This is a genomic window from Streptococcus sp. DD13 (genome assembly GCF_001578875.1).
Classification (GTDB): Bacteria; Bacillota; Bacilli; order Lactobacillales; family Streptococcaceae; genus Streptococcus.
Genome location: NZ_KQ969506.1, coordinates 582,805 through 594,048 on the forward strand (window position 1 = coordinate 582,805; position 11,244 = coordinate 594,048).

Consider the following 11,244-nt stretch of genomic DNA (forward strand, 5'->3'; position numbering starts at 1 on the left):
ACTGCGTCTTGCTCGACCATCCAAAAACAATTAAGAGGCTAGGACTTTTGTCCCAGCCTCTTTTTTCTTCATCATTCATAGGTTCAGTGACAGCGTTCTTATGAAACTGCTTCTATCGCTGCCACCACTTCAGCCACTAAAGCGGCATCTGTCAGACCAGTTACTTCTTCTACAACCGTTTTTAAGGGTTTTTCCTTGAGTAAAGACTGCAATTCTACCGATTGAGGGTCACTCGCATCCTCATAATGAAAGACGTAAGCAACCGTTTGTAAAAGATTAGAATAATCTAAACCACGCTCTTTCAATTCCCGAATTGGACGAATAAAGCGCTCATCATATCCCAACTTCCGGATCGGAGTACGCGCCACACGACTGACTTCATCGACAATGAAGGGATTTTCAAAACGACTGATGATGACTTTATGATACTCCACCAAAGCCTGTTCTTCAAAGCCCCATTTAGCGATCAAAAGGCTTCGAATCTCTGCTAAAACCGCTTCTACCTTTTCTTTGACGGTTGAATTTTGCAGGGCTTGCAAAATCGTCTCAGCTCCGAAAAAAGCTCCTGTATAGGCAGACGTTGCATGCCCTGAGTTGACAGAAAATAGTTTTCGCTCGATAAAAGGCTCTAAATCCGCTTCATAATGAACCTCTTTCAATTTCAAGGATGGGTTCTTCATTCGACTCGTTTCAACGACCCATTCTTTAAACGGCTCTACCACTACAAAGAGAGGATCCTCATGGCTTTGGGCAGGAACGATTCGATCCACGGCTGCATTGGGAAAGCCGACATATGCTTCAACATAGGCTAATCCTTCAGAAGAGAGGTATTTTTCCACTTCTTTTTTTAGGAACTGAGAGCCACCAATCATATTTTCACAAGCTAAAACATCGATCGCTTGATGATTTCCAGATTGGCGACGCGCTTCAATACCTTTGGCAATCAATTCTGCGATATAGGGAAGAATATTCGGACCAATCGCTGTCGTAATAATATCTGCTTCAGCAATAGCCGCTACTACTTCTTCTGGTTCTTTAGCATTGTTAAATCCGCGAACACCTGATACAGCAATCTGACGTTTCCCTTCTTCAGCGATTTCAATCTCATAACTATGACGCTCATTTAAAGCATCGATGATCTTTTCATTCACATCTACAAAGGCAATTTCAAAACCATTTTCAAAGAGGACTTCTCCAATGAAACCTCGACCGATATTTCCAGCACCAAAATGTACAGCTTTTCTCATGATTTTCTCCTTATGCTACACCATTTAGCAAGTCCACTACTTGATCGACCGATTGCGCATCAGCTAGCTTAACCACATTGTCCACATCCGCACAAAAGATCGAAATCTTTTGAATGATTTCTAAATGTTCATCACCTAGACCTGCAATGCCAAAGAGGACTGTAGCAACCTTTGGTTCTTCTTCTGTCCCGAAGTTCACCCCTGCCGGAACTTGCACGATTGTGATTCCAGAGGAAAGCACTTCTTTTTTAGCTGCATCCGTACCATGTGGGATCGCAATGAAATTCCCCATGTAAACGGATAATTCATTGTTCCGTTCTACCATTGCATCAATATAAGCCGGATTAACGTGTCCTGCTTCTACAAGTTGAGCGCCACAGTAGCGGATTGCTTCTTCTTTCGTTGAAAAAGCTTGATTTAATTTGACAAGTTCTTTTTGAAATTCCATCTTAATTCTCCAATTTCTTGATTTTTTCGTTAAAGATTGTATTTAATAATTGATATAGGATTTCTTGATTTCCCGCCCGGTAGATTTCAGTATAAAGTTTGCTTTCCAAGATAGATTGGCTGATGGCTGTCATCAATTCCCGCACTTCTTCTTCTTCTTCATTTTTGGTCAACATCACCAGAATCCGCTGGACTTTTTCTAAAGAATGATTCATCGACCGTGCCTCAATGACCTGGTTCAATTCGACAATTAGAAAATGACTCGTTTCAACCTTGCTAGACTGGCTATGAAGGAGGGCGAGATTGGTATCTGGAATTGCTAGAGGACTCACCTCGAAACGATCAATCAGCTTTTGACTCAGATAATCCGTATCCGTCACAAAGGGCAATTGTCGAACTAAAGCCGCAACAGTCTCTTCAAAGGTGGATGGATTTTTGAGTGATATCAGTTGAAAATGCTGCAAAATCAGACTCGAAGCCGCTAAATAGCGTTGCAAATCAAAGGTCTCCTTTAAGAGAGGATCTTCTCGCCTTTGAACCGTTCGATTGATTTGAACATCCTGTAATTTCTCCTGCAACTCAATCATCTCATTGGTCGATGGAAAGGTGGAAATTAGCTCCAGCTGATAGCCAGAAAGAGGCTTTGTAGCCAGACAATAATCATAACTATCAATGTCTTCCTGATCCAACTGATTACTCGATACCACACGGACTTCTTCCACAAAGGGGGCGACACTTTCAATCTTTGAAACAAGGACACTAGTCATTAGTGGACGTTCATCTGTCACTAATAACAAGCGAATCGGATAGATATCCGGACTCCTACGTAGACTCGAGGCAAAATGAAGGGAAATCATCGCATACTCGTACTCATTTTGAAGATAGACGGGAAAGATATCTTTCACCAGTTGGCTCACCAGCCGATGTAAATAGGCATTTTTCTGTGCAGCCAGATAGGCGACATTGTCCGTTGAAAAGACAGGAAATAAAATCGGTACTGCTAAAGCAAGTCGCAAGTGATGAAAAAGAAAGGTAAATAAGATCTGATCTCGCATAAAATCAATCTTAGTAAAGCGCGAAACGCTGTCTATCAGTTGACGAACCCGGTAATAAAATTCACTGTCAAAGCGCTCCTGAAATAAGGGGATTTCTTGTCTCTTTAGAACCATCTCATCCATCACTTCCGCCATGTAAACAATCTCAGATAGATTGTAGAACTGACGACTTTTTTCAGATAAGCTGGTAAACAAGATTTGAGACCAGTCTAAGGCTCGTTTAGAGACATTTGACGCTTGTCGGATTTCTAATGAATTATCCGCTAAAGAAAGTAATATGGTCATGAACTGCTGGATCTTGGGATCCATGTCTTGGAGCAATCCTTCTCCCGCTTTCAAGCATTCCCTACAAATGGAGACATGCTCCTCTTCTAAAACAGAGAACCCCTCCAACTGACCGCTGGAAAACTGACTGATCGAAATGGCATTGGTCAACAAAATGGCTAATAACCGTCTTTTTAAGCCCGGATCCCCCTGAACCAAATAGCCTTTTGTCCGACTCATGGTTAGACCAAATTCATTCAAACGATCTTCGATCATCGCGATATCTTGAATAATGGTCACATTGGAGACCTGGAGGGTATCCTGCAAAACCTCATTGGTCACGGGTTCCGTCCGACTTAATAAAAGATAAGAAAGCTGAATCAACCTCCGGCTGGAACCTTCTGAACGATCCAAATTTTCCTTTTCTAATAGCGACAAATCTCCCTTAAGATAATACCGTCTCCCTTCCTTGACTAAAGAAATTCCTTCATTTTCTAATGTAGCGGTCAAGTCGGAAAGTGTCCGATAGACTGTTCTAGTGGAGACTTGAAGGATATTCATCATCTCCTTTAAGGAAAGCTTTCCCATATTTAGGAAAGCTTTAATCAATTGTTCTTCACGATTTGTTAATAGCATGCCTCTATTATACTACTTTATCACTTACCAGACAGCTTATTTGTGCATCCGTGCGACCATTTTGTCGTATTCTGGAGTAGTAACTAGGCTATCCACCACTAATAGTTGAGCATGGGGAGCTGCTGCTTGAACAGCCGCTTGGTTTGCGATCGTGGTCACAACCATGATATTTTTTGAATTGTGCTCATGTAAATCCGTGTTTGGAAGGCTGATGACTGGAATTTTAATCTCATTGCGACGGAAGATTGCTCGTAGTGTTTCTTGTCCCATCGTAGCGGATCCTTGTGCTTGCTCATAAGCAAAGACAACCTCATCAATAAAGTTTAAATCTAACGTTGCTTCAGCCGTTGCCACTTCTTCTACAGCCACTGTCGAAACAGACTCGTTTTTCAACTGTGATACAATCTCATCATATTTTGGTGACGTCAAGAAATTATCTACAGCCACATGAATAGCCCGTGGAGTCCGTTGAGCTGCCCGATCAGCCAGTTCTTCTTGAGTGACAATCAACGTATAATCCGTGTCCTCAAGTGTTGAGATAGCTTGGTTGCTAACAGGGATATCCAGTCCCGCCTTTTTCACTTTGTCTCGTAGAAGAGAAGCCCCCATAGCTGAACTTCCCATCCCAGCGTCACAAGCAAAGATAATTCGTTTTACAGATTCTTGTGAGATCCCTTGTTCGACAGAAGCTTGTGGAAGAGCTTGACCTTTAGACTGTGCCTTCGCTGCAGACGTTGCAGCTTGAGCAGCTTCTAAGCTATCTTCTTCGGACTTGTCAAAACGAAGGATAAGGGCAGCGACCGCAAAGGAAACTGCTGCAGCAATCAGAACACCTGCCAATACAACCAAGTGTGGCATCAAGCCTTTTGGTGCCATCCCCATAATGGCAATAATGGATCCTGGTGAAGCTGGAGCTGTCAGACCGGCTCCCAATAGCTGGAAGGTAAAGGTTCCTGATACACCACCTGCAATAACCGCAAGGAACATTGCCGGTTTCATCATCACATATGGGAAGTAAATTTCATGAATCCCTCCAAAGAAGTGGATGATCATGGCACCCCATGAAGAGGATTTCGCTGTCCCACGACCAAAGAAGGCATATGCCAACAAGATCCCAAGACCTGGACCAGGGTTTGCTTCCAGCAAGAAGAGGATTGATTTTCCAAGTTCGGTAGCTTGTTGCGTTCCAATTGGTGTCAGGATACCATGGTTCAACGCATTGTTCAAGAACAAGACCTTTGCAGGTTCAATAATGATATTGGTCAATGGCAAGAGGGAGATACTCATCAGGAAGTCAACCCCCTGGCTCACCCACTCCGTAAGGGAGGATACAACCGGACCAACCGCATAGAATGAGAAGATCATTAAGCCAAAGGCCAAGAAACCAGCAGAAAAGTTGTTGACCAACATTTCAAAACCAGGACGGATCTTTGGTTGAACAGCTTGATCAAATTTTTTCATCAACCAGGCTGTCAACGGACCCATAATCATCGCACCGATAATCATGGTGACATTCGAACCTTGGATAGCTCCAAATGCAGCCGCTGCTGCAACGACGCCTCCGCGGTGACCATAGATATTAAATCCACCTGTAAACCCAATCAAGAGCGGAATGACGTAGGTCAACATCGGACCAACCATGGTACTCAACTCTTTATTTGGCAAATACCCACTATCAATAAATAAAGCAGCCAAGACACCCCAAGCAATCAAAGCAGGGATATTGGGCATCACCATGTTAGACAGTGAGGTTCCTAGTTTTTGAAGTCTCACTCGAAATGAAGTATTGTTTTGCATTACTCCGTCTCCTTCTTTTTTTATAGTTTTATTATATCCCCCTTTTCTTTCAGAGAAAACTCAAATTTTGGCAGATTTTTTGTGCCAAAAAAAAGATAGGTCAGAAACACTTCCGTTCCTTTTCCTATCTTTCTTATTTCTTAACGAATCTCTGTAGTGGAAACATCATCCCCAAACCACTTTTTAGAAATCTCCTGGAATTTTCCTTCCGCATAGAGATCTTTAAAGGCTTGGTTGATCTTGCTTACCAAGGTCTTATCTGCCTTCCGTGCTCCAACTGCGAAGGACTCGGTTTCAAACCCTGCTGAGAAGACATTGTAGTCGTTTAAAATCCCTTCTTTTTCAAGGTAGTAGTTGGCATAGACACGGTCAATCAAGAGGCCATCAATCCGATCATTTTTCAGGTCAATCAAGGCTTCATTGAACGTTTGATATTGATTGGCCTCATTGTTTGCTACCTTATCTTTTAAAATGGCTGGATTGGCTGCAAAGTCAGCGTAACCAGAAGACCCAGCTTGAGCCCCTAAGGATTTACCTGACATGCCATCCACGGTTGAAATTCCAGAAGATTTCTTGGTTACCAAGACTTGTTCATTTTTCATATAAGGATCGGTAAAGAGCACTTTTTCACGACGCTCGTCGGTAGCAGAATAGCCATTCCAAATCAAATCAATGGTGCCTTTATTGAGTTCAGACTCTTTCATATCCCAATCAATGGGTTGCCACTTAACGGTGATACCGTATTTTGCAAAAACTGCATTGGCCAAGTCAATATCAAAGCCAGCATAAGAGCCGTCTTTTTCTTCAAATCCCATAGGAACAAACGTATTATCAAATCCAATCGTGATGGATTTGTTTTTTTCATAATTAGACCAGTTATCGCTATTGGTCGCACTAGAACTTTGGCCACAGGCTACTAATAGCACAGTCGCAAGACCAGCCATGATCAGTGAGAGTAATTTTTTCATCTTTTTTCTCCTATTTCGGTTCAACTTTGAGTAGGACATCTGCTATAGTTTCTGCAAACTGCATATCGTGGGTGACCACAATTTGAGTCATTCCAAGTTCACGATTTTGCAGAATCAGTTTTTCCACTTCCAATCGCAACTCAGGGTCCAGAGCTGAAGTTGGCTCATCATAGCCAATTATCTCGGGATCAATCATCATGGCTCTCGCCAAAGCTACCCGCTGCTTCTGTCCACCTGACAATGAGAACGGATAGGCTGTGGCATGTTGCTCCAAGCCCAAGCGTTCTAACAGTTGCTGGGCTTTTTTCTCTGCCTCTTCTTTAGACATTCCCATGGTCTTGATGGGAGACAGGGTCAAGTTTTCAAGAACAGATAAATGTGGAAAAAGTTGGAAATCCTGGAACACAAACCCCAACAAATTTCGTTTGCCCAATTCATCCAAGGCCAAGGATTGGCCATTATAGAGGATTTCTCCTGAATCAATGGTCTCAAGACCTGCTAGCATACGAAGTAGGGTCGTTTTTCCACCACCAGACGGTCCAACAATGACCAAGATCTTTTTTTCAGGGATGGTCAAGCTAAAATTGGACAAAATGTCCTTGTTTCCAAAACGTTTATTGATATTTTTTAATTCTAACATGGAAACCTCCTACTTGTAGTAGTTAAACTTCTTCTCGACTTGCTTGGAGATGAGGGTCACAAGACCAATCATAATCAAATAGATGGCTCCTGCAACAAACATGGGCGCAAGACTGGCATCCCGATTAGCAGCCGTCCGACTAGCCAAGATCAAGTCACTGACACCCAAGGCGTAGACCAGTGAAGTGTCTTTGATCAGCGTCATCACCTCATTAAAGACACTAGGCAAAACCAATTTGGTAACCTGAGGGAGCGTGATAAAGCGCACCGTCTGCCAAGGGGACAATTTGAGAACCTTTGCAGCTTCATATTGACCCTTTGGAATAGCTGCAATCCCTCCCCGAAAGATCTCTGCAAAATAGGCTGCATAGTTGAGAGTAAAAGCCAGGACAGCCGCAGGTAACCGATCCAAGCGAACCCCCACATTTGGTAAGACATAATAAATAAAAATCAACTGAAGTAAGAGTGGAGTTCCCCTCATAATCCAGATGTATAGATGGATCAACCAGTGGAGCGGCTTAAAATGGACTTGTAGCAAGAAGGCTACGGCAATTCCTAAAGGAATCGACAAAACTAAAACCAGGGCAAATACCTGCAAGGTAACGCCAGCACCGCTTAACAAACTGGGTAAAATTTCCATTATATAAGACATCTGGATCCTCCTGTTTAAAATAATGTTACCTATTATAGCATAAATAATCAATATTGCAAGGTGATGTCTACGTTTTCATAGAAAGATCAGAAATGAAAACGATCACGATAATCTACGCCCAATCAGATAACTACCGTCAAAATTTCCCCTAACAAAGAGCCTAGCAAATTTCGACAATTGAATTTTTCATCCTGAATTCTAACTTACATTGTAAAAATTCAATTCAACAGGTTTTCTTGCAAACAACTCGTTAAGACTCGGCCAGATACAAAAAGTGCCTGAAGCCAACAGGATTCAGACACTCAGAAGTTCTAGATAAGATATACCCTAAAGACTATACCTTGTTCGTAAGAGGAGCAGATTGTACTCCTTTTTAGGCCTGTTCGTAAAACAACAGACTATTTCCGACTATTCTACTGTTACCGCCTTGGCTAGATTTCGAGGTTTGTCAACATCCAAACCACGTTGCAGGGAGGCATAATAGGCGATTAATTGGGTCGGAATGACCATTGAAATGCTGGACAGGAATGGATGGACTTGGTTGACGATAATATCATCGCCATCCTTTTCTAATCCTTCTTCTACGATGGTCAAGACACTCGCACCACGAGCGGCCACTTCTTGGATATTCCCTCTAGTATGCGCTGCAACCGTCTCACTGGCAGAAATCAAACCAAGAACAGGAGTCCCATCTTCAATCAGCGAGATCGTTCCGTGTTTCAATTCGCCGGCAGCAAAGCCTTCGCATTGGATATACGAAATTTCTTTTAGTTTCAACGATGCTTCCATCGCAACGTAATAGTCATTGCCACGTCCGATATAAAAGGCATTTCGACGATCTGTCAAGAGCTTTTCCACTTTCTCAGCAATGGAGTCTTTTTCAGAAAGCGTTGCTTCAATGGATTGAGCAACAATAGACAACTCATGAACCAAATCAAATTCCAAAGCTTCTTGTTTGCCATTTGCTTCACCAACAGCCTTTGATAAGAAAGCTAAGGCAGCGATTTGAGCTGTGTAAGCTTTGGTAGAGGCAACCGCAATCTCTGGACCTGCATGAAGTAACATGGTATAGCTCGCTTCACGAGACAAGGTGGACCCAGGAACATTGGTCACAGTTAAGCTTGGAATGCCCAGTTCATTTGCTTTCACCAAAACTTGACGGCTATCTGCTGTTTCTCCTGATTGGCTCAGCAAGATAAACATTGGTTTTTGGCTCAAGAGGGGCATGTTGTAGCCCCATTCGGAGGCCACACCTAGTTCAACTGGCGTATCCGTTAACTTTTCAATCATGGCCTTAGACGCAAATCCAGCATTATAGGAAGTTCCAGCTGCTAGGATATAGATCCGGTCAGCCTCTTGAACTGAACGGACGATAGCTGGATCAACAGTTAGCTTTCCTTCCGCATCTGCATAGGTTGAAATCAACTTCCGCATCACAGTTGGCTGCTCATCGATTTCCTTCAGCATATAAAACGGATAGGTCCCTTTTCCGATATCTGAGAGGTCTAGCTCAGCCGTATAAGTTTCCCGCTCCAACTTGTTTCCTTCATAGTCGGTCACCACGATAGCTTCCTTCGTTAAAACAACGAGTTCCTTATCATGGATTTCCATGAATTCACTGGTTTCGCGAATCATCGCCATGGCATCTGAACACACCATGTTGTAACCATCACCCACACCAATCAAGAGAGGGGATTTGTTCTTTGCTACATAGATAGTGTCTGGATCTGTCGTATCCACCAAGGCAAATGCATAAGAACCTTGGATGATGTGCAAAGCTTTTTTGAAGGCTTCCAAAGTAGAAAGTCCTTCTTCTTCCACAAAATGTCCAACTAAATGAACAGCAATCTCCGTATCTGTCTGCCCTTTAAACTGATGGTCCGCCAGGTATTGTTCCTTGATTTGGAGATAATTTTCAATCACCCCATTATGAACAAGGACAAATCGCCCTGAGGCAGAGGTATGAGGATGGGCATTGTCTTCGGTAGCTTGCCCATGGGTCGCCCAACGCGTATGACCAATCCCGGTTGATCCTGCAACGTCAATCCCTAACTTCGAACGGAGATTCGCAATACGGCCAACCGATTTGACCAATTTTCCATTTCCTGCATCTTGGATGACATAGATACCAGCCGAGTCATAGCCACGGTATTCCAGCTTTTCCAAGCCTTGCATCAGGATGTCCGTCGCATTTCGATGTCCCACAACACCTACAATTCCACACATATTTTTTTACTCGTAGTAGGTCACTACTACGCCTTTCTTTTACTTTTTTTAAAATTGGTATAGTCAACTTAGAAAAATACAAACCAATTAAATTCAGTATATACCATGTATTCAGTCTTGTCAATCATAAAATTGGTATAGGTCTATTAAAAAACTGAGGAAACCCTCAGTTCACATTTGCTTATTCTTCATCCATGCCCGTCTCCACAAAGCCAATCTTGTTCACCGGTAAAATTCTTAGAGTCATTTTTCCGATGATTTGAGAACGATTCACCAATCCAAAAGTCCTACTATCTGCCTGATTGGACCGACGATCATTTAAAATGAGATATTGATTTTTCCCAATTTTTTCAGATTCACTATTTGGCAGAGAACGAACTTGAAAATCCTCGGTCTCCGTGTTAACCGACAAGTAAGACTCTTTTACGATTTCATCATTCCGATAGAGGATATTGTCCATATAGCGGACAGTATCCCCACTTGTCCCAATGATCCGCCCCACATACTCCTTATCCTCCACCTTATAAAGGACAAAGTCTCCGTAATGAAGGGAGGCATGCATGTTGACCAATACACGATCTCCTTTCTTCAGATAAGTATTGGACATTTGATTGGTAACAGTGACTGTCTCAAACACCCAGGTGTTCAATGCCCAAATACCCAGTACAAATGCTAGGATAATACTAATATATTTAACTAAATCTCTCTTGACCATACAAACTTCCTCCCCTACCAGTATAGCATATTTTTAGCATTTCTGTTAGCCCAGCTGTAAGATTGCTTGGGCAAGAGCATGACCTACGACTTGATTGCCCTTCGCATTTAAGTGAACCCCATCACTATAAAGTTCCCCTTTATTTTCGGTCAACTCATAAAGGTCTACGACTGGAAGGGAGAGCTCCTGGCCAAGTTGCTTTAGAAAAGGTCGGATCGAATGGGCTAGGACGTGATTGTCTAGTCCGTACCGACTGGTCGGAATAAATGGCGGAATAAGTAAAAATATCTCTGGATGCGAAGTCATACTGGCATAGGAAGCTAGCCTGCTCCTGTATTCCATTTCAAAACGTTCTTTCTCCCAATACTGAGGGCGTGTGTCGTTGGTCCCCAGCATTAAAAGTACCAAATTGGCCTGCGAACTGAGAGAAGCTTGCGCATTTTTCTCCTGGAAATACGGAAAATCAGAACTAGATTGCAAGGAACGTCCCGCTAAACCATAGTTGGCAATCCTAAAAAAAGAGCCTAACTCTGCTAGTAAATAAGCCGGATAGGACTCTTTCGACCGATCTACCAACCCATACCCATAAGTCAGACTA

The 11,244-nt window shown here is 42.8% G+C and carries 10 protein-coding genes; all 10 read right to left on the reverse strand.

The features are described 5' to 3' along the window. Positions 1 to 98 precede the first annotated feature (98 nt). Positions 99 to 1,247 carry a mannitol-1-phosphate 5-dehydrogenase gene (locus STRDD13_RS02620; protein ID WP_067101512.1) on the reverse strand — a complete coding sequence of 383 codons (1,149 nt, stop codon included), beginning with the start codon at positions 1,245 to 1,247 and terminating at the stop codon, positions 99 to 101. A 10-nt stretch (positions 1,248 to 1,257) separates the two neighbouring features. Then, on the reverse strand, positions 1,258 to 1,695 hold the full coding sequence (locus tag STRDD13_RS02625) for a PTS mannitol transporter subunit IIA (RefSeq protein WP_067101515.1): 438 nt from the start codon (positions 1,693 to 1,695) through the stop codon (positions 1,258 to 1,260). A 1-nt stretch (position 1,696) separates the two neighbouring features. Further along, entirely contained in the window at positions 1,697 to 3,649 is a 1,953-nt protein-coding gene (locus STRDD13_RS02630; protein ID WP_067101518.1) for a BglG family transcription antiterminator, read from the reverse strand. 36 nt (positions 3,650 to 3,685) lie between these two features. Next, the gene (locus STRDD13_RS02635) at positions 3,686 to 5,446 is read right to left on the reverse strand and encodes a PTS mannitol transporter subunit IIBC (RefSeq protein WP_067101521.1); all 1,761 of its coding nucleotides are present in this window, start codon (positions 5,444 to 5,446) and stop codon (positions 3,686 to 3,688) included. A 140-nt stretch (positions 5,447 to 5,586) separates the two neighbouring features. Beyond that, positions 5,587 to 6,414 (reverse strand): amino acid ABC transporter substrate-binding protein, encoded by an 828-nt coding sequence (locus STRDD13_RS02640; protein WP_067101524.1) that lies wholly within the window; start codon positions 6,412 to 6,414, stop codon positions 5,587 to 5,589. A gap of 10 nt (positions 6,415 to 6,424) precedes the next feature. After that, the gene (locus STRDD13_RS02645) at positions 6,425 to 7,054 is read right to left on the reverse strand and encodes an amino acid ABC transporter ATP-binding protein (protein WP_067101528.1); all 630 of its coding nucleotides are present in this window, start codon (positions 7,052 to 7,054) and stop codon (positions 6,425 to 6,427) included. 9 nt (positions 7,055 to 7,063) lie between these two features. Further along, on the reverse strand, positions 7,064 to 7,705 hold the full coding sequence (locus STRDD13_RS02650) for an amino acid ABC transporter permease (RefSeq protein WP_067101531.1): 642 nt from the start codon (positions 7,703 to 7,705) through the stop codon (positions 7,064 to 7,066). A 408-nt stretch (positions 7,706 to 8,113) separates the two neighbouring features. Beyond that, entirely contained in the window at positions 8,114 to 9,931 is a 1,818-nt protein-coding gene (gene glmS, locus STRDD13_RS02655) for a glutamine--fructose-6-phosphate transaminase (isomerizing) (RefSeq protein ID WP_067101536.1), read from the reverse strand. Between the two features lie 181 nt (positions 9,932 to 10,112). Next, positions 10,113 to 10,646 carry a signal peptidase I gene (gene lepB, locus STRDD13_RS02660; protein ID WP_067101539.1) on the reverse strand — a complete coding sequence of 178 codons (534 nt, stop codon included), beginning with the start codon at positions 10,644 to 10,646 and terminating at the stop codon, positions 10,113 to 10,115. 45 nt (positions 10,647 to 10,691) lie between these two features. Beyond that, positions 10,692 to 11,244: SGNH/GDSL hydrolase family protein (locus STRDD13_RS02665; RefSeq protein WP_231852544.1), on the reverse strand; the 553-nt coding region annotated here is incomplete at its 5' end.